This window comes from Streptomyces sp. DSM 42067 (assembly GCF_055792885.1).
On record NZ_CM147706.1, the window covers coordinates 4,813,758 to 4,832,857 of the forward strand.

Annotated in this window: 16 protein-coding genes and 1 pseudogene; 14 read left to right on the plus strand and 3 right to left on the minus strand. The window is 71.3% G+C overall.

All coding sequences use genetic code 11. The features are described 5' to 3' along the window. Positions 1 to 12: 12 nt before the first annotated feature. Positions 13 to 1,146, minus strand: coding sequence for an acyl-CoA dehydrogenase family protein (locus ACSMXV_RS22080; protein WP_473173043.1), 1,134 nt, complete (start codon positions 1,144 to 1,146; stop codon positions 13 to 15). Between the two features lie 560 nt (positions 1,147 to 1,706). On the opposite strand from ACSMXV_RS22080, the gene ACSMXV_RS22085 reads away from it, so the two are divergent. From ACSMXV_RS22085 to ACSMXV_RS22095, 3 genes are read left to right on the plus strand one after another with little or no spacing between them, the layout of a single operon-like run. Then, a complete protein-coding gene (locus ACSMXV_RS22085; protein WP_473173044.1) occupies positions 1,707 to 2,441 on the plus strand; it encodes a DUF5819 family protein in 735 nt (244 codons plus the stop codon). Next, positions 2,438 to 3,940: an HTTM domain-containing protein gene (locus ACSMXV_RS22090; protein WP_473173045.1), complete on the plus strand. Its 1,503-nt coding sequence runs from the start codon at positions 2,438 to 2,440 to the stop codon at positions 3,938 to 3,940. The genes ACSMXV_RS22085 and ACSMXV_RS22090 overlap by 4 nt, the downstream gene beginning before the upstream one ends. After that, a complete protein-coding gene (locus tag ACSMXV_RS22095) occupies positions 3,937 to 4,716 on the plus strand; it encodes a TrmH family RNA methyltransferase (RefSeq protein ID WP_473173046.1) in 780 nt (259 codons plus the stop codon). The genes ACSMXV_RS22090 and ACSMXV_RS22095 overlap by 4 nt, the downstream gene beginning before the upstream one ends. Before the next feature lies 1 nt (position 4,717). Here ACSMXV_RS22095 and paaN read toward each other — a convergent pair whose 3' ends face one another. After that, the gene (gene paaN, locus ACSMXV_RS22100) at positions 4,718 to 6,409 is read right to left on the minus strand and encodes a phenylacetic acid degradation protein PaaN (protein WP_473173047.1); all 1,692 of its coding nucleotides are present in this window, start codon (positions 6,407 to 6,409) and stop codon (positions 4,718 to 4,720) included. 147 nt (positions 6,410 to 6,556) lie between these two features. Between paaN and ACSMXV_RS22105 the strand changes: the two genes are divergently transcribed. Both ACSMXV_RS22105 and ACSMXV_RS22110 read left to right on the plus strand, forming a co-directional pair. Next, positions 6,557 to 6,688 (plus strand): hypothetical protein, encoded by a 132-nt coding sequence (locus tag ACSMXV_RS22105; RefSeq protein WP_473173048.1) that lies wholly within the window; start codon positions 6,557 to 6,559, stop codon positions 6,686 to 6,688. Beyond that, positions 6,685 to 7,275 (plus strand): TetR/AcrR family transcriptional regulator, encoded by a 591-nt coding sequence (locus tag ACSMXV_RS22110; protein WP_473173049.1) that lies wholly within the window; start codon positions 6,685 to 6,687, stop codon positions 7,273 to 7,275. Before ACSMXV_RS22105 ends, ACSMXV_RS22110 begins: the two co-directional genes overlap by 4 nt. A 25-nt stretch (positions 7,276 to 7,300) precedes the next feature. Here ACSMXV_RS22110 and ACSMXV_RS22115 read toward each other — a convergent pair whose 3' ends face one another. After that, the gene (locus ACSMXV_RS22115; RefSeq protein WP_473173050.1) at positions 7,301 to 7,867 is read right to left on the minus strand and encodes an Lrp/AsnC family transcriptional regulator; all 567 of its coding nucleotides are present in this window, start codon (positions 7,865 to 7,867) and stop codon (positions 7,301 to 7,303) included. A 228-nt stretch (positions 7,868 to 8,095) separates the two neighbouring features. On the opposite strand from ACSMXV_RS22115, the gene pdhA reads away from it, so the two are divergent. The 9 genes and pseudogenes from pdhA to ACSMXV_RS22160 all read left to right on the plus strand — a co-directional run bounded on the left by pdhA (position 8,096) and on the right by ACSMXV_RS22160 (position 18,747). Beyond that, complete coding sequence (pdhA, locus tag ACSMXV_RS22120; RefSeq protein ID WP_473179032.1) at positions 8,096 to 9,253, plus strand: pyruvate dehydrogenase (acetyl-transferring) E1 component subunit alpha; 1,158 nt, start codon at positions 8,096 to 8,098, stop codon at positions 9,251 to 9,253. Continuing rightward, entirely contained in the window at positions 9,250 to 10,275 is a 1,026-nt protein-coding gene (locus tag ACSMXV_RS22125) for an alpha-ketoacid dehydrogenase subunit beta (RefSeq protein WP_473173051.1), read from the plus strand. Before pdhA ends, ACSMXV_RS22125 begins: the two co-directional genes overlap by 4 nt. Continuing rightward, positions 10,275 to 11,996 (plus strand): dihydrolipoamide acetyltransferase family protein, encoded by a 1,722-nt coding sequence (locus ACSMXV_RS22130; RefSeq protein WP_473173052.1) that lies wholly within the window; start codon positions 10,275 to 10,277, stop codon positions 11,994 to 11,996. The genes ACSMXV_RS22125 and ACSMXV_RS22130 overlap by 1 nt, the downstream gene beginning before the upstream one ends. A 172-nt stretch (positions 11,997 to 12,168) precedes the next feature. Next, on the plus strand, positions 12,169 to 13,071 hold the full coding sequence (locus ACSMXV_RS22135; protein ID WP_473173053.1) for an NTP transferase domain-containing protein: 903 nt from the start codon (positions 12,169 to 12,171) through the stop codon (positions 13,069 to 13,071). Between the two features lie 689 nt (positions 13,072 to 13,760). Next, positions 13,761 to 14,963 (plus strand): annotated as a pseudogene (locus ACSMXV_RS22140) (molybdopterin molybdotransferase MoeA); the annotation flags it as partial. Continuing rightward, entirely contained in the window at positions 14,960 to 16,057 is a 1,098-nt protein-coding gene (locus ACSMXV_RS22145; protein WP_473173054.1) for a potassium channel family protein, read from the plus strand. The pseudogene ACSMXV_RS22140 and the gene ACSMXV_RS22145, both read left to right, overlap by 4 nt. A gap of 44 nt (positions 16,058 to 16,101) precedes the next feature. Next, entirely contained in the window at positions 16,102 to 17,079 is a 978-nt protein-coding gene (locus ACSMXV_RS22150; RefSeq protein ID WP_473173055.1) for an NAD(P)H-quinone oxidoreductase, read from the plus strand. 289 nt (positions 17,080 to 17,368) lie between these two features. Further along, positions 17,369 to 17,851: a hypothetical protein gene (locus ACSMXV_RS22155; RefSeq protein ID WP_473173056.1), complete on the plus strand. Its 483-nt coding sequence runs from the start codon at positions 17,369 to 17,371 to the stop codon at positions 17,849 to 17,851. Positions 17,852 to 18,204: 353 nt separating this feature from the next. Then, entirely contained in the window at positions 18,205 to 18,747 is a 543-nt protein-coding gene (locus ACSMXV_RS22160) for a bacterial proteasome activator family protein (RefSeq protein ID WP_473173057.1), read from the plus strand. The last annotated feature ends 353 nt before the right edge of the window (positions 18,748 to 19,100 follow it).

Here is a 19,100-nt window from a genome sequence, read left to right on the forward strand (position 1 = left end):
GCCGCCCGCCGATCAGCTCAGTGCATGGGCGGCGAGCAGATCACCCAGCGCTTCCTCGTGCGCCGCGGCCGGGCCGAGTGACAGCTCGAGGTGTTTGGCCCACGCGTGGTAGCGGTGCAGCGGGTAGTCGGTGTCGGCGCCGAAGCCGCCATGCAGATGCTGCGCGGTCTGTACGACGCGTCGTACGCCGTCGGACGCCCAGATCTTGGCGACCGCCACATCGCCCGACGCCGGCAACGCGCCGCCTGCGGCCGTGCTGATGCGCCAGGCGGCCTGCCAGAGGGTGGCCTCCATCGCGCGCAGGTCGATGTAGCGGTCGGCGGCCTGTACGGCGACGGCCTGGAAGGTGGCGATCGGGAACCCGAACTGCTCGCGTTTGCCGGTGTACGTACTCGTCATGGCCAGCACCCCCTCGCCGAGGCCCAGCGCCAGCGCGCAGGTGCCGGTGGCCAGAAGGTTCCGCAGCCACTCCCAGGCGCCCTCGGCCTCGATGACGTCGTGGGCGTTGATGCGTACGGAGTCCAGACGGACTTCGCCGAGGCGTTCGCCGCTCGTGGAGATCTGCTCGTAGAGGCTGATGCCCTCGTGGCCGCGCGGGACGAGCGCCAGCATGGTGCGACCATCGCCGGTGTGCGCGGGGACCATGATCAGGTCGGCGCCATGTGCCCAGGGCACGGCTGTCTGGACGCCGTCCAGGACCCAGGCGTCGCCGTCCCGACGTGCGGTGACGGCGAGTTCCGCCGGGTCGTGGCCGGTACGGCCGTTGGCGGCCACGGTCAGGACGAGATCGCCACGTGCGGCGGGCGGAAGTATGTCGCGCTTCAGTTCCTCACCGCCGTAGGTGTGTACGGCGTATGCCGCGGCGCTGCTCTCCAGCAGCGGGACGCGGGCGAGCACCTTCGCGGATTCCCGCAGTACGAGGCAGAGGGCGATGGCGTCCAGGCCGGCCCCGCCGTACTCGGGTCCGACCAGCAGACTCAGCAGATCGCTGTCGGCGAGCCTGGCCCACAGTGCACGGTCGAAGTCCTCTGCGACGGGGCCCGGGGTGAGGGCCGGGCTGGGTACGCCGTCCGGCGTGACCCCGGCGAACACTGCTTTCGCCGCCTCTGCGGCCGCCTGCTGTTCCTCGGTGAAGGTGAAGTCCACGGCCTGTCCTTCCGCGATACGGCGACCGCTGTGAGCACGGGCACTGACAATCGATCTGACGGGGCGTCAAGATAGAACAGGTTCTACGAGAAGGGAACGGCACGAGCAGATTCCGGATTCGCGCCCGTCCCCCACCTGCAACCTCCAGCCGGCGCCCACGTGCAACCCCCGGCCGGCGCCACCTGCACCCCCCCGGTCGGCGCTACCTGCAACCCCCGGCCATCGGCTGGCCTGAAGGCCGCGTGCCGGACGGGACGAGGGATGTGAACCGGCGCCGTAAGGTGTCAACCCTGTGGACAACGTCACGGATCGCTGTGCCGGGCGGGCAGACCTGGGTACCGTCCGGTGCGAACGTCGCGACGAGGGTCAGGGCCCGAGGTCCGAGGGTCCGAAGGTCGGGGGCCGGGGCCCGAGGGTCCGAAGGTCGGGGGCCGGGGAGCCGTAGCGGGCGGGCCGCGGGAAACGGAAACGGGCGGCAACCGGAATCCGGAACCCGAGGAATCCGAATCCGGATCAGCAATCAGGAATCGCATCGGAAAGCGTGGATGGATCGGGGCGGAATGGACGCATACGACAAGGGCGCGAGCGCCCGCCCCCAGCCCGCACCACCTCCCCACGCTCCCCGGATCGGCATAGCCGCGCTCTCGTTCCGCTACCAGATCGTCGCCGCGCTCGCGCTCGGGACAGTCGCGCTTGCCGCGTGTGCGCACCTCGCGATGGTGTTTCTGCACGTCGCACCGTCGAACACCGTGACAAAGCAGCACGGGCAGGCGATCGACGAGTGGATATATCCCGAGTTCGAGCAGAACTGGAAGCTCTTCGCCCCCAATCCCCTGCAGCAGAACATCTCGGTGCAGGCGCGGGCCGAGGTCCGTACCGCGGACGGAGCGACCCGGACGACCGGGTGGTACGACCTCTCCGCGCACGACGGAGCCGCCATCGACGGCAATCTGCTCCCGAGCCACACTCAGCAGAACGAACTGCGCCGGGCCTGGGACTTCTACGTCTCCTCACACGACACCGAGAACCGCCCGGCCGGTCTGCGCGGCGACCTCTCGGAGCGCTACATACGCCGCATAGTCGTCCTGCGTCTCGACGGTGAGAACCCGGGCGGACGAGGCGCTGTCATCGAGCGCGTGCAGGTCCGTTCCAGGACCGACAATGTGCCGCCGCCCGAGTGGAGCGACGAGAAGATCGACACCCGGCCTGTGTTCCGTGAGCTCCCCTGGTGGTCGGTGACGCCGGACGACGTGCCTCTGGCTCGAGCTACGAAGGTGGAGGTGACCGCCCGGTGAGCCGTCTCGACCGTCTCGACCGTCTCCACCGTCTCGAGCGCCCGATCGCATCGCTCGCGCGCGGCATCGCGCGCGTCACGGCAACCGCGCTGGGCCCGTACCAGACCGCCGTGATCCGTATCGGCTTCGCCGCCACCTGGCTGCTGTTCCTCCTGCGCGAGCTGCCGAACCGCCATGAGATGTACGGGCCCGACGGCCCCTGGGACTGGGACATGGCCCAGCAGCTCATCGCGAACAACCACGCTTTCACGGTGCTGATGTGGTCCGACAGCACGTTCTGGTTCGAGACGGTCTACGTGCTGGCGATGCTCTCCAGCGCGCTGCTGATGCTCGGCTGGCGTACCCGCACCATGTCCGTGCTCTTCATGGTCGGGGTGCTCTCGCTGCAGAACCGCAGCATCTTCATGGGTGACGGCGGTGACAACGTCATTCACCTGATGTCGGTCTATCTGGTGCTCACGCGCTGTGGGCAGGTCTGGTCGCTGGACGCGCGGAGGCTGCGGCGCGCGCAGGAGGCACGCGCGCGTGGCGAGCGTTCCGGGGCCGACGAGGCCAGGCGACTCCGGGACGGGGCCGACGAGGCCAGGCAACCCCGGGACGCGGTCGACGAGGCCAGGCAACCCCGGGACGCGGTCGACGAGACTGCGCAACCCCGGGACGCGGTCGACGAGACTGCGCAACCCCGGGACGGGGTCGACGAGGCTGAAACCCGGGACGGTTTCGACGACAGCGGGCACTCCCGGGACGAGACGAACAAGACGGACGAGACGAGGGACAGGGTCGGGCCGGGCCTGTGGTGGGTCCTCGGGCTCGCGCTCTCCGTCGTGACGTTCATGGGCGAGCTCGGCTGGGGCTGGCTGTTGATCTTCTGGGGACTGTGGGGCGCCCATGGTCTGTGGTGGGCCGTAGAGCGACGCGCGCCCGGCGGAGAGCTGCGTCTTCTCCTCGATATCGTCGCCAACCTCGTCCACAACGCCGCACTCTTCGTGATCATGGCTGAGGCCTGTCTGATCTACGCCACCGCGGGCTGGTACAAGATCCAGGGCAGCCGCTGGCAGGACGGCACCGCGGTCTACTACCCGCTCCAGCTCGACTCCTTCTCGCCCTGGCCGGCCCTCTCCGACGCGCTCGCCGCCCATGGCACCTTCGTGATGCTGGTGACATACGGGACGGTCGCGGTCCAGGTCGCCTTCCCGTTCACCCTTTTCAACCGGCGCGTGAAGAACGTCCTGCTGGCGGCCATGATCTGCGAGCACGCCGTCATCGCCGTCGTGCTCGGCCTTCCGTTCTTCTCGCTCGCGATGATCACCGCTGATGCGGTCTTCCTGCCGACGTCGTTCCTCCGGCGCGTGGGCGGATGGGCGGCACGCGCGCGTGGAGTGCTGCTTCCGGGGCGCGGGCGCGGTTCCCGTGGAGAACTCCGGGTGCCTGGACAGCGCCGGGGCGAGGAGCCGGACCCGGAATCCGCGGAGCAAGCGCGCGTAGGCTTCACGGCATGAACGAGCCCTCTGCATTGGTCATTGCTACCTCGGCCACCGCCGCGGTACGTATCTGGCGCGGGCTCGCCGACACGGCCGTACTGCTCGACGGTTTCCACGCCCTCAAGCACGCCCTGCGCTTCGGCGCCGAGATCCCCGTCGCCCTGACAAGCGACCGGGCGGCCGCTCTCGGTCTGGCCGACGACCTCGCCCCCGACCTGCGGGAACCACTCGGTGCGCTGCTGGTCGAGGTCACGGACGAGGCGCTGCGGGCCCTCGTCCCGCGTATCCACCCGACCGGCGTGGCTGCTCTGGCGGTACGTCCTTCGCGTACGGCCAATCTTGAGGCGCTGGCACGTATGCCGCGGTCAGCGCCGGTCGTGGTGCTCGACAACCCGCGCAACCTGGGCAACGCCGGAGCGGTGATCCGCCTCGCGGCCGGTTTCGGGGCGACGGGCGTCGTGACCACAGGCACTCTCGACCCCTGGCATCCGACGGTCGTACGCGGAGGCGCAGGCCTGCACTTCGCGACAGCGGTGGAGCGCCTGGACGTCGCCGATCTGCCGCGGGGGCCGCTGTTCGCGCTCGACGCGGCGGGCGAGGACATCCGCGGCCTGAAGATCCCGGACGACGCGGTCCTCGCCTTCGGGTCCGAACGGAGCGGCCTGTCCGGCGAAGTCCGCGCGCGGGCGGACCACTTGGTGTCCCTGCCGATGCGCCCCCAGGTCTCCAGCTACAACCTGGCGACAAGCGTGGCCATGACGCTCTTCCACTGGTCCGCGAGCGGCGCGGAGTAACTCACGCCTCCCGCCGCACCTCCACCACCCGGAACCGGTTCGCCACGAACGCGCCGTCACACAAGGCCGAGTTGGCCGCCGGGTTGCCGCCCGATCCGTGGAAGTCCGAGAACGCCGCGGTCTGGTTGACGTACACGCCGCCCGTCAGGTTCAGGGACAGCTGCGCGCACTCCTCCAGGCACGTTTCCTCGATCGCCTCGGAGACCTCGTCCGACGTGGTGTAGGCGCCGACGGTCATCGCCCCCTTGTCGCGCACCGTGCGCCGCAGCAGCTCCACGGCGTCTGCCGCCGAGTCGACCGCCACAGCGAAGGAGACCGGGCCGAAGCACTCGCTCAGATAGGCCGCCTCCGCGTCCGGCTTGGCGCCGTCGAGCTTCACGATCACCGGCGTACGGACCACGGCGTCGGGGAACTCCGGGTTGCTGATCTCCCGCGAGGGCAGGGCGACCTCGCCCAGGCCGGACGCGGCGTCCAGGCGGGCCTTCACATCAGTGTTGACCAGGGCACCCAGGAGCGCGTTGGCCCGCGCGTCGTCGCCCAGCAGGCCGCTCACCGCGGCTGCCAGATCGGCCACGACCTCGTCGAAGGTCTTGTGGCCCGCGTCCGTGGTGATGCCGTCGCGCGGGATCAGCAGGTTCTGCGGGGTGGTGCACATCTGGCCGCTGTAGAGGGACAGGGAGAACGCGAGGTTGGCCTGCATGCCCTGGTAGTCGTCGGTCGACTCGACGACGATCGTGTTGACGCCGGCCTTCTCGGTGTACACCTGCGCCTGGCGGGCGTTGGCCTCCAGCCATTCGCCGAACGCCGTCGAACCCGTGTAGTCGATGATCTTGATTTCGGGGCGTACGGCAAGGGTCTTGGCGATGCCTTCGCCCGGCCGCTCCGCGGCCACGGCCACCAGGTTCGGGTCGAAGCCCGCCTCGGCGAGCACCTCACGGGCCGTCTGGACGGTGAGCGCGAGCGGCAGCACCGCGCGAGGGTGCGGCTTGACCAGCACGGCGTTTCCGGTGGCCAGGGATGCGAAGAGGCCGGGGTAGCCGTTCCACGTCGGGAAGGTGTTGCAGCCGATCACCAGGGCGACACCGCGCGGCACGGCCGTGAACTGCTTGTTCAGCGCGAGCGGGTCCCGCTTGCCCTGCGGCTTGGTCCACTCCGCGGTGTCCGGGGTCCTGGCCTGCTCCACGTACGCATACGCCACCGCCTCGAGGCCGCGGTCCTGGGCGTGCGGGCCGCCCGCCTGGAACGCCATCATGAACGCCTGGCCGCTGGTGTGCATGACCGCGTGCGCGAACTCGTGCGTGCGGGCGCTGATCCGGGCCAGGATCTCAAGACACGTCACCGCACGCATCTCCGCGCCCGCGTCCCGCCACGCGTGCATGCCCGCACGCATGGCGGGCAACAGGACCTCGATGTCCGCATGCGGATAGGTGATGCCAAGTGCCGGTCCGTACGGCGAGACCTCGCCGCCGGCCCAGTCGTCCGTGCCCGGCTGGCCGAGATCCATGCGGCTGCCCAGGAGAGCGTCGAAGGCGGCCTTGCCTTCGGCCGCGCTCAGGCTGCCGTTCTCGCCGTAGGCCTTGGGGTGCTCGGGGTGCGGGGACCAGTACGCGCGCGTGCGGATCGTTTCCAGCGCCTGGTCGAGGGTGGGCCGGTGCTTGTCGATCAGCTGGTGCGCGGTGAGTGCGGCGGCCATCGGGGACCAACTCCTCCTCGGACCGGCTCCTCGTCGAGCCGGCGAGCTGTGCAGAACAGGCGGACAGAGTTAGAGTAACCGAACGATCGGTCGGGACAAGGGGGACCCCCGAACCTGTGGAAAACCCGGTGCGGGAGGATCGCGAGCATGACAGCACTCGTCCCCGGGCGCTCCGCCCCCAGCCGCATCGGGCCCGGCTGTGGCGGCCCGAGCGCCGGCCCTGGTGGTCTTGGTCTCGGCCGCGCGTACGCCTCCGAGAAGCGGGAGTCCGCCTCATGACCGCCGCCAAGCGCGATACCTACACCCCCGAGACGCTGCTCTCCGTCTCCGTCGAGGTCTTCAACGAGCGCGGCTACGACGGCACCTCCATGGAGCACCTCGCCAAGGCGGCGGGCATCTCGAAGTCGTCGATCTACCACCATGTCGCGGGCAAGGAGGAGCTGCTGCGGCGGGCCGTCAGCCGGGCGCTCGACGGGCTGTTCGGGATCCTCGACGAGGAGCACGCGCGCGTGGGGCGTGCCGTGGAGCGTCTCGAGTACGTCACGCGCCGCATGGTGGAGGTCCTCATAGCCGAACTGCCGTATGTCACGCTGCTGCTGCGCGTGCGCGGCAACACCGGCACCGAGCGATGGGCCCTGGAGCGGCGCCGTGAATTCGACCACCAGGTGGCGGACCTGCTGAAGGCCGCGGCTGCCGACGGCAACGTACGGGGCGACGTCGAGGTCCGGCTGGCCACTCGCCTGGTCTTCGGCATGATCAACTCGATCGTGGAGTGGTACCGGCCCGACGCCCGTGGGGCGGGAGTGCAGGAAATCGCCGACGCTGTCGTGCAGTTGGTCTTCTCGGGGCTCCGCAAGGAGGACTGATGCGCCGTCCCGCGGCCGTGATCCGTCAGGCCTCCGCGTCCAGATCCTCCTCCTCGAAGACCAGCAACGTGCGCGTGCTGAGCACTTCGGGGATGGCCTGGAGCTTGGTGAGTACGACATCGCGCAGCGCCCGGGTGTCCGGGGTGTGCACCAGCAGCAGAACGTCGAAGTCACCGCTCACCAGAGCGATATGGGCCGCCTCGGGCAGGGCCCGCAGCTGTTCTCGCACCGTGCGCCAGGAGTTCTGCACGATCTTGAGGGTGATGTAGGCGGAGGCGCCCTGCCCGGCCCGCTCGTGGTCGATGCGCGCGCTGAACCCGCGGATCACGCGGTCCTCGATGAGCCGGTTGATGCGGGCGTAGGCATTCGCGCGGGACACATGGACGTGTTCGGCCACCGAACGTATCGACGCGCGCCCGTCGGCCTGCAGCATCTGCAGGATGTCGCGGTCTATGGCGTCCAGGGGGCGGGGCCGGTTCTCCGGGCGGTCGGCCGGTGGACGGGACTGGCTTTCCGCACGACCGGCCGGCGTGCGGGACGGGCTCTCCGGACGGCCGGACTCCATCCCTTCGGCCATTCGTTCAGATGCCATGTCCCCCCGCCTCCCTACCATGGACGTACTGCCTCTATCCCAGGTTGTGGAGAACCGATTGTCCACAGCCTGGAGCCGCCTGTAGCCAAAATGTGCCGACGACCGAACAATCGGTAGGTGAGGCGCACCACACGCCGCGCCTCTCGGCCGCTCCCACGAGGAGCCCTCCCCTGGCCGGTGGAGCCGGGGGCACAGCACGAGGAGGTGCACGCGGTGAAGAGTCGCAGCCTGACGGTCATGGACCAGCGGGGCACTTACCGGCCCGCTCCGCCCCCGGCCTGGCAGCCCCGTATGGACGCAGCGCCGCTGCTGCCCGACGCGGAGCCGTACCGCGTGCTGGGCACGGAGGCCGCCCGCCAGGCCGACCCTGGGCTGCTGCGCCGCCTGTACGCGGAGCTGGTGCGCGGCCGCAGGTACAACGCGCAGGCGACGGCCCTCACCAAGCAGGGCAGGCTCGCGGTCTATCCGTCGAGCACCGGGCAGGAGGCCTGCCAGGTCGCCGCCGCGCTCGCCCTGGAGGACCGGGACTGGCTCTTCCCCAGCTACCGCGACACGCTCGCCGCCATAGCCCGCGGCCTCGACCCCGTCCAGGCACTGTCCCTGCTGCGCGGCGACTGGCACACCGGCTACGACCCGCGCGAACACCGCATCGCCCCCCTCTGCACGCCCCTGGCGACGCAGCTGCCGCATGCCGTGGGCCTCGCACACGCGGCCCGCCTCAAGGGCGACGGCGTCGTCGCGCTGGCCATGGTCGGCGACGGCGGCACCAGCGAGGGCGACTTCCACGAGGCGCTCAACTTCGCGGCGGTGTGGCAGGCGCCGGTCGTCTTCCTCGTCCAGAACAACGGCTTCGCCATCTCGGTGCCGCTCGCCAAGCAGACCGCGGCCCCGTCACTCGCCCACAAGGCCGTCGGCTACGGCATGCCGGGCCGGCTCGTGGACGGCAACGACGCGGCCGCGCTGCACGAGGTGCTCACCGACGCCGTGCGGCACGCGCGCGCGGGCGGCGGCCCGACACTCGTCGAGGCGGTGACCTACCGCATCGACGCCCATACGAACGCCGACGACGCCACCCGCTACCGGGGCGACGCAGAGGTCGAGGCCTGGCGCGATCACGACCCGATCGCACTGCTGGAGCGCGAGCTCACCGAGCGCGGGCTGCTCGACGAGGAAGCCGTACGCAAGGCGCGCGATGATGCCGAGGCGATGGCCGCGGACCTGCGCGCCCGCATGAACCAGGACCTGCAGCTCGACCCCATGGACCTCTTCGCCCACGTGTACGCCGAACCGACCCCGCAACTGCGCGAGCAGGCCGCACAGTTGCGGGCCGAGCTGGATGCCGAGGCCGAGGACACCGCCACCACGCCGGAAGGGACCGGACGATGACCACCGTCGCAGCCAAGCCGGCCGCCGTCGCCGCCAAGCCGGCCACCATGGCACAGGCACTCGGGCGTGCGCTGCGCGACGCCATGGCCGAGGACCCGGCCGTCCATGTGATGGGCGAGGACGTCGGGACACTCGGCGGTGTCTTCCGGGTCACCGACGGGCTCGCCAGGGAGTTCGGCGACGACCGCTGCACGGACACCCCCCTCGCGGAGGCGGGAATCCTCGGGACCGCCGTCGGCATGGCGATGTACGGGCTGCGGCCCGTGGTGGAGATGCAGTTCGACGCCTTCGCCTACCCCGCCTTCGAGCAGCTCGTCTCCCATGCGGCCAGGATGCGGAACCGCACCAAGGGCAGGATGCCGCTGCCGCTCACGGTGCGCGTCCCCTACGGCGGCGGCATCGGCGGCGTCGAGCACCACAGCGACTCCTCCGAGGCGTACTACATGGCGACACCCGGGCTCCATGTCGTCACGCCCTCCACGGTCGCCGACGCCTACGGGCTGCTGCGGGCCGCCATCGCCTCCGACGACCCGGTGGTCTTCCTGGAGCCGAAGCGCCTGTACTGGTCCAAGGCGGACTGGAACCCCGAGCATCCGCTGGCCGTTGAACCGATAGGCCGCGCGGTGGTGCGGCGCTCGGGCCGGAGCGCCACACTCATCACGTACGGCCCGTCGGTGCCCGTCTGCCTGGAGGCGGCCGAGGCGGCGCGGGCCGAGGGCTGGGACCTCGAAGTCGTCGATCTGCGCTCCCTGGTGCCGTTCGACGACGAGACGGTGTGCGCCTCGGTGCGGCGGACCGGGCGCGCGGTCGTCGTGCACGAGTCGGGTGGGTTCGGCGGTCCGGGAGGGGAGATCGCGGCGCGGGTCACCGAGCGCTGCTTCCACCACCTCGATGCGCCGGTGCTGCGCGTGGCCGGGTTCGACATCCCGTATCCGCCGCCGATGCTCGAGCGGCACCACCTGCCGGGCGTCGACCGGATACTGGACGCCGTGGCACGGCTGCAGTGGGAGGCGGAGAGCTGATGGCGCAGGCTTCTGAGATGCACAGCCTCGAATTCAGGCTGCCCGACCTGGGGGAAGGGCTCACGGAGGCGGAGATCGTCCGCTGGCTGGTGGAGGTCGGCGATCTCGTCGCCGTCGACCAGCCGGTCGTCGAGGTGGAGACGGCGAAGGCGATGATCGAGGTCCCCTGCCCGTACGGGGGCGTGGTGACCGCGCGCTTCGGCGAGGAGGGCACGGAACTGCCCGTGGGCGCCCCGCTGTTGACGGTCGCGGTGGGCGCGCCTGCCGGGGGTGTGCATCCAGAGACCAATGGGGCTGCTGAGCCGTTCGACCAGGCTGGAGAGCGTGGTCATGAGCCCGGGATCGTGGCGGACGGGAATGGCGCGTCGGGGCGCAAGGGCGCTGGGTCCGGGCAGGCCGGGGGCGAGCCGGGAGCCCTCGTTCCCGGGGGAGCAGGCTCTGAAGGAACGGCGCCGGCCCAGGGGCGGCCACGAGCTGGGACGTCTCGAGGGCGGCCCTCCGCCTCGTCCGGAGGCGATGCGTCGGGCGAGTCGTCCGGCAATGTCCTCGTCGGCTATGGCACAGGGGCGGCGCCGGCGCGGCGCAGGAGGGTTCGGCCGTCGGCTCCCTCCCCCAAGCTCTCGGCATCGCTCGAGCAGGGGGTACCCCAATCGGCGGCCGAGGTTCAGGCGACCCCTGGAGGGCCCGGGTGCGACGAGGGCCCGGTGCCGGTCATCTCGCCCCTCGTACGGAAGCTGGCCCGCGAACACGGCCTGGACCTGCATGAGGTGGCCGGCTCCGGACCCGAAGGGCTGATCACGCGGGCCGACGTCGAGGATGCAGTACGGGCAGCAGGGCGGGCCGGAGCGCGGACAGGGCTCGGCGTCCCGTCACCGTCCGAGACCGCGGCAGCGCGGGCGGGGCACGGCCTCGCGCCGGAGCCCGCAGTCCTGCGGACCGGACATGCCCCCGCTGCGGAGCCCGCGGCAGCGCGGCCCGGCGCACCCGTCTCCGGTGCCCCCGGTGTCCGCGTGCCGCTGCGCGGCGTTCGTGGCGTGGTCGCCGACAAGCTGGCGCGCAGCCGCCGAGAGATACCCGACGCGACCTGCTGGGTGGACGCGGACGCCACGGAGCTGATGCAGGCGCTCGCGGCGATGCAGCGTTACCCCGGGGGAGACGTCCGGGCAGCCGAGGGGGCGGGTGGTCAGAAGATCTCGCTCCTCGCCCTGCTCGCCCGCATCTGCACCGCCGCCCTCGCCCGCTATCCGGAGCTCAACTCCACGGTGGACATGGAGGCCCGCGAGATCGTCCAGTTCGGCCATGTGCACCTGGGCTTCGCCGCGCAGACCGAGCGTGGGCTCGTCGTGCCCGTCGTGCGTGATGCGCACACGCGGAACGTGGAGTCACTCAGCGCCGAGATCGCCCGGCTGACCGAGTCGGCCCGGACCGGCACGCTGACACCGGGGGAGCTCACCGGCGGCACCTTCACGTTGAACAACTACGGGGTGTTCGGGGTCGACGGCTCCACGCCGATCATCAACCACCCCGAGGCGGCCATGCTGGGCGTGGGCCGGATCGCCCCCAAGCCCTGGGTGCACCAGGGAGAGTTGGCGGTGCGGCAGGTCGTCCAGCTCTCGCTGACCTTCGACCACCGGGTCTGCGACGGCGGCACGGCGGGAGGCTTCCTGCGCTACGTGGCGGACTGTGTGGAGCAGCCGGCGGTGCTTCTGCGCACGCTCTGAGCCCCAGTCCTTGAAACGTCGGGCCGCTCGACGGCCCGACGGCACCGCAGGGAGGGCGGCCGTTGCCTGCACGCCGGCCAGCTTGGACGGCGGGGGATGTGACCTGCGACGGAATCTGTGAGGTTGCGTTCTCGGGGATGGCAATGATCCTTCGGACGCCCATACTCGGTGCATGAGCGCGTACGAGGCAGAGGACGCCCCCGAGCCCGAGGCCATCCCGGTGGCCGCCTTCGACGCCGTGGTCCTCGCCGGGGGAGCCGCGCGGCGGCTCGGCGGTGCGGACAAACCAGCGCTGCGCGTAGGTGGCCGGGCCCTGCTCGACCGGGTGCTGGCTGCCTGCACCGGTGCCGCCACCACCGTGGTCGTGGCCGGGCGCAGGCCTACCGTCCGGCCCGTGGTGTGGGCGCGCGAGGAGCCGCCGGGAGCCGGCCCCCTTGCCGCACTCGACGCGGGATTGCGCCGCACGACCGCCGAGACCGTGGTCGTCCTGTCCGGGGACCTGCCGTTCCTGGGCCGGGAAACGGTGCGCCGCCTCCTGGCCACCCTGCGCGAACGAGACGCCGAAGGTGCGGTGCTGACCGACCGCGACGGCCGGGAACAACCACTCGTCGCGGCCTACCGCAGCGAACCCCTGCGCCGCGAACTGGCGCTGCTCGCCGCCGAACACGGCAGTCTGAGCGGTCTGCCGCTGCGGCTGCTCACCGCGGAGCTCGAACTCACGCGTATTTCCGACCCCGTCGCGTCGTTCGACTGCGACACCTGGGAGGACGTCGCTGTCGCCCGGGCACGTATCAGGGAGCATGGACACGTGTTGGATGAATGGATTACCGCAGTCAAGGACGAACTGGGCATCGACCTGGACGTCGACGTCCGCCTGCTGCTGGACCTGGCCCGGGACGCGGCGCACGGCGTCGACCGGCCCGCGGCGCCGCTGACCACGTTCCTCGTCGGCTACGCGGCCGCTCAGGGGAAGGGGGGCCCGGAGGCCGTGGCGGAGGCAGCCCGCAAGGCCGCGGCTCTCGCGGAGCGTTGGGCGAACGAGGACCGGCCCGACGCACGGCCGGACGCCGGATGACCGGGCAGAAGGCCGAGCCGACCCGGGTGGCCGGGGAGGACCAGGTTGCCCAGGGCGCTCGTGCCGCCCAGAACGGCCGGATCGCCCCGGACTCCCCGGCCGCCCTCGGCCGCCAGGATGCCCCGGCCGCGTACAACGGCCAGGATGCGCCGGGCGCGCAGGGTGACCGCGGCACCTGGGCTGCCGGGGCCGCTGACCCAGACGTCGACGCCGACGATCTCGACATGGACGAGGCCATCGCCCTGGCCAGCGAGGGGCGCGGTCAGGATCCCGCCCGCCGCCACGGCACGTGGCACGGCACGTCCGGTACTGCCGCGAGGCCCGGGCACCACGCCCCCCGCCCCGCCGCCGCGCCGAGCACAGGCGATCACGCACCGGTCGCCGCAGGAGGCGACAGCGCGCCCCGCTCCCCTCGCGCCACAGCCCAGGCCGACCAGGCCGCCCACGAAGCCGAACAGGCCGACCACGCCGACCCGGCGCACCAAGGCGACCACTCCCACCAAGCCGAGCACGCCCACCAAGCCGAGCACGCCCACCAAGGCGACCGGGCCCACCAAGCCGAGCACGCCCCGCACACCGGCCAAGCCGGTCAGCCCCCGCACACCGGCCGACCAGGCCAGTCCGCCCGCCAGGCCGGTCAGTCCCTCTCCGATCCGCCCCCCGGCCACAAGAACCGGCAGCACCACCGGCACGCCGCCACGCCCTGGCCCGAGGCGCGTGCCATCGCCGCTCGGGCGGCCCGTTCGGTGCCGCCCACCGTCCCGGCCCCTGTACCGCTCGATGCCGCGCTCGGACTCGTTCTCGCCGCGCCCCTCACGGCGCTCACCGACCTGCCGTCCTTCGACTCCTCGGCCATGGACGGCTGGGCCGTCGCGGGGCCCGGCCCCTGGGACGTATGCGCGGACGGCATTCTGGCGGGCCACGAGGTTCCGGAGCAGCTCGCCGACGGAGAAGCGATCCGCATCGCCACCGGCGCCCGGGTGCCGGGGGACGCGACCGCCGTCGTCCGCAGCGAGCATGGGCGCCTCGACGACAAGGGCCGTCTGCACGCCCAACGCGAAGTCGTCCCGGGCCAGGACATCCGCCCCCGAGGGCAGGAATGCCGCACAGGCGACCAGCTTCTGCCGCCCGGCACGCTGGTGACCCCCGCGGTGCTGGGGCTCGCCGCAGCTGCCGGATACGACGAGCTCTCCACCGTGCCGAGGCCCCGCGTCGAAGTCCTCGTCCTGGGTGATGAGTTGCTGACCGAGGGCAGGCCGCGCGACGGTCTGATCCGGGATGCGCTCGGCCCGATGCTCCCGCCCTGGCTGCGCGCGCTCGGCGCGGAGGTCGTTGCCGCCCGCCGGCTGGGCGACGACGCCGAGGCGCTGTACACGGCGATCACGACGTCCGACGCCGACCTGATCCTCACAACCGGTGGAACGGCCGCGGGCCCCGTCGACCATGTCCACCCCACCCTGAGCCGCCTCGGCGCCGAGCTCCTCGTGAACGGTGTCAAAGTGCGCCCCGGCCACCCGATGCTGCTTGCCCGCATCAGGGAGAACCAGCATCTCGTCGGCCTGCCCGGCAACCCCCTCGCCGCCGTCTCCGGACTGCTGACGCTCGCCGAGCCGCTGCTACGGCTGCTCGCCGGCCAGGGGCCCCCGGAGCCGTACACAGTGCCGGTGCGTGACGCCGTGCACGGGCACCCGAGCGACACACGGCTGGTGCCCGTCGTGATCCGGGACGACCAGGCGGTGCCGCTGCACTACTACGGCCCAGCGATGCTGCGCGGTATCGCCGGGGCCGACGGTCTTGCCGTCGTTCCTCCGGGCGGCGCGCAGCCGGGGCAGCACCTCGAAATCCTCGATCTGCCGTGGGCGCTGTCCGGAATCGGGGTGTGTTTCACGTGAAACTTCCGGGCCAGGACGCGATCGCCCGCCAGGCCGACGAACACCTCGTCACCCACAGGGTGAAGCTTCCCCGCCGGGTCGTCGAACGGCCGCTGCGCCAGGTCGCCAAGAGGCTCGCCATGGCCTTGGCGGTGCTGGTCGGGACCGCTTTCATCGTGTACGCCGACAGCGGCGGTTACCACGACGACTCCGACGGCCGAGTCGATCTGCTCGACGCCTTCTACTACGCGACCGTCACCCTCTCCACCACCGGATACGGCGACATCACACCGGTAAGTGACGCCGCCCGGTTCACCAACATCTTTGTCATCACGCCCCTGCGCGTGCTGTTTCTGATCATCCTGGTCGGCACGACTCTCGAGGTCCTCACCGAGCGGACCCGGGAGGAGTGGCGGCTGAACCGCTGGAGGTCCAACTTGCGCGAGCACACCGTCGTCATCGGCTTCGGGACGAAAGGCCGGTCGGCGATCCACACCGTGTGCGCGACGGGGCTGAAAAAGGAACAGGTCGTGGTCGTCGACCCCAGTGAAAGGGCCATCGAGTCCGCGACGGCCAACGGATACACGGGCATCGTCGGCGATGCGACCCGCAGTGAAGTGCTGCTGCGAGCCGAGACGCAGAAGGCCCGCCAGATCATCATCGCCACCCAGCGCGACGACACGGCGGTCCTGGTCACCCTCACCGCGCGGCAGCTCAACCGTGCAGCGAAGATCGTGGCCGCCGTCCGTGAGGAGGAGAACGCCCCGCTGCTGCGCCAGTCGGGGGCCGACGTCGTGATCACCAGCGCCAGTGCCGCCGGGCGGCTGCTCGGACTGTCCGTCCTGAGCCCCAGCGCGGGCATGGTGCTGGAGGATCTCATCCAGCAGGGCAGCGGTCTCGACATCGTCGAGCGGCCGGTCATAAAGGCCGAGGTGGGACGCGGGCCGCGGGAGGTCGAGGACCTGGTGGTCAGCGTGGTACGAGGCCATCGCGTGCTCGGCTTCGACGATCCGTCCGTCGGGACGCTGAAGCCCACGGACCGCCTGATCACCATCGTCCGTGCCACCCCGGGCACCCGGGTCACCCCCGACACACGCCCGCTGCCACAGGACTGAGCGCGCCGGAGGTTCGGGCAGTCGGCAGGAGTAGCCTCGCCGCCATGCATGCGATCACGATCCCTGAACCCGGCGGTCCCGAAGCACTCGTGTGGGCCGAGGTCCCCGATCCCGTGCCCGGCGAGGGCGAGGTTCTGGTCGAGGTGGCGGCCAGCGCGGTCAACCGCGCGGACCTGCTGCAGCGGCAGGGCTTCTACGACCCGCCGCCCGGCGCGTCCCCCTATCCCGGGCTCGAGTGTTCCGGCCGCATCGCCGCGCTGGGCCCCGGAGTCTCGGGCTGGTCGGTGGGCGACGAGGTGTGCGCGCTGCTCGCGGGCGGCGGTTACGCGGAGAAGGTCGCCGTCCCGGTGGGGCAGCTGCTGCCCGTACCGGAAGGCATCGACCTCGTCACGGCGGCCGCGCTGCCCGAGGTGACGTGCACCGTCTGGTCGAACGTCTTCATGATCGCCCACCTGCGCCCCGGCGAGACGCTGCTCGTGCACGGCGGGTCGAGCGGTATCGGCACCATGGCGATCCAGCTCGCGAAGGCGGTCGGCGCCAAGGTCGCGGTCACGGCGGGCGGCAAGGAGAAGCTGCAGCGCTGTGCGGAGCTGGGTGCGGACATCCTCATCGACTACCGCGAGCAGGACTTCGTCGAGGAGCTGCGGGCCGCCACGGACGGTGCGGGAGCGGACGTCATCCTCGACATCATCGGGGCCAAGTACCTCGACCGGAACGTGAAGGCTCTCGCGGTCAACGGCCGACTGGCGATCATCGGGATGCAGGGCGGCATCAAGGCCGAGCTGAACATCGCGACCCTGCTGAACAAGCGCGGCGCCGTCACCGCGACGTCGTTGCGGGGGCGGCCGGTGCACGAGAAGGCCGCGATCGTGGCGGCGGTGCGTGAGCATGTGTGGCCGCTGATCAGCGGCGGTCATGTGCGTCCGGTCGTGGACCGTACGGTGCCGTTGAGCGAGGCCGCCGCAGCCCATCGCGTACTGGAGGAGAGCACGCACACCGGGAAGGTGCTGCTCACCCGTTAGCAGTAGCGGTTGCATCCCTCCCGGGCGGTCCGGGTAGCCAAGAGATCAGGCGCGATGCCTGAATTGTCATGCAATGTAACGAGTGCTCCGCATCGTGGCTCATGGCAGACGTGCCTCACTGGCACCACCGATCTTGGCGACCTGGCACCGGGAGGGGGTCACCGATGTGACTCCACGGCTCCGTACGCGTTGCCCTGCCGGGCTCCTGCTGCTCGCCGGGCTGCTGCTCTTCCCTGGGTGGGGGCTGCTCACCTCCGGTTCGCCTCAGCCCCCGGCTCCCGGATCCCCCATGGCTGGTCCCGCGTATGTGCACGCGCGGGCCACCTCGCCGAGCCCTGGCCGTACGGCTCCCGCCGCCGAGGAGTCGCGGGCCGGGAGCCGGCCCGGAGAGGGGCGGCGCAGGCCGGGCCGTGCGGATTCGCCGCCGCCGGAGGAGAGTGCCGTGCCGACGGGCACGGCCTCCGGTCCGACGTCGAGCGGTACCGGCGCCCCGTCCTCTGCCTCCCCGTCCCCCGTCTTCCCGTCCTCTGCGTCCCCGTCCCTCGGTTTCCCGTCGTCCAGCGCCTCGGTGTCGGATCCCCCCGTGCACCGCGACGAGGCCGTGGGGCCCACCACGTCGTCCACCGCGACAGCCGACGACAGCCCTGCACCGGGGGCCGGGCAGGCCGGCGGTCCCACCGGGCCCGTTCTGGGGGTTCTGCCGCTGGGCACCGGGCTGGTCCTCGTAGGGTTCGGTCTCGGCTTCCTGGCCCTGCGGCTGCGTCGCGGCTGACTGTTTTTGATGCTCCCCCACCCCGCCCCTTCCCGTAACCAGGGGCCGGCCCTGGACCCGCTGGGGGCTCGCCCCCAGACCCCCGGATCGCCCTTCGGGCTCGTCCTCAAGCGCCGGACGGGCTGATTCGTTGCCGGACCGGCTGATTCGTTGCCGGGCGGGCTCCCGTGAAGCGCACGCGCCGCGCCGCCCGCCGCATCCCCCGCGACATTTCTCACGACGGACTTGCTCACCCCGAACCCCGCCTCTGACCGGCCCGTATTCGACAGAACGCACGCGCGCGTACACGGTGGATCACGCCCACACGGGGGCACCACCGAGAAGAGACGTACGCGTGCGAGAGAATGGGCGGCATGGAGATGCCGAGGAACGAAAGGTCGCCGGAGAGCCCCCAGGTCCTGGTCGTGGGCCAGGACGGAATGGCGCTCGGCGGCGTAGGAGACGACGACTCCCGCGAGGTCCCGGTGACGGAGATGGTGGAGCAGCCCGCCAAGGTCATGCGGATCGGCAGCATGATCAAGCAGCTGCTGGAGGAAGTGCGGGCGGCGCCTCTGGACGAGGCGAGCAGGCAGCGTCTCAAGGAGATCCACTCGAGTTCCGTGAAGGAGCTCGAGGACGGACTCGCGCCCGAACTCGTCGAGGAGTTGGAGCGGCTCTCCCTCCCCTTCACGGACGAAGCGGTCCCCTCGGACGCCGAACTGCGCATCGCGCAGGCCCAGTTGGTGGGCTGGCTGGAAGGCCTCTTCCACGGGATCCAGACGACCCTGTTCGCCCAGCAGATGGCGGCGCGGGCCCAACTGGAGCAGATGCGCCGCGCGTTGCCCCCGGGAGTCGGCGGCATGGACGACGGCCAGGACCCGCGCGCGGGCGGCCGCTCCGGAGGCCCGTACCTGTAGAAAGGCCTCGGGCCGCCAAGCCACATCACGAGACCGGCTTCGCGGCGACGAGTCGCATCACGAGACCGGCTTCGCGGCGCCAAACCGCATCACACGGACGAAGAGGCCTGGCAGGCGCATCGCGCGCGTGCCGGGCCTCTTCAGCGTTCCGCGGAGCTTGAGCTGTGCCTACGCCGGGTCGCCTGTCGTTCTTGAAGGCGACGTCCGGCACCCCGAGACGATGTTTCTGTGCGTGAGTTTGGCCACGGCCTGGACTTTGCGCTGGAACAGCTCGGGGAGGGCGTGTTCACGTGGTCGAGCTCGGTGCCCGTTCCGTGACCGTACGGGCAGGATGCGTTCGCGGGAGCGTTACA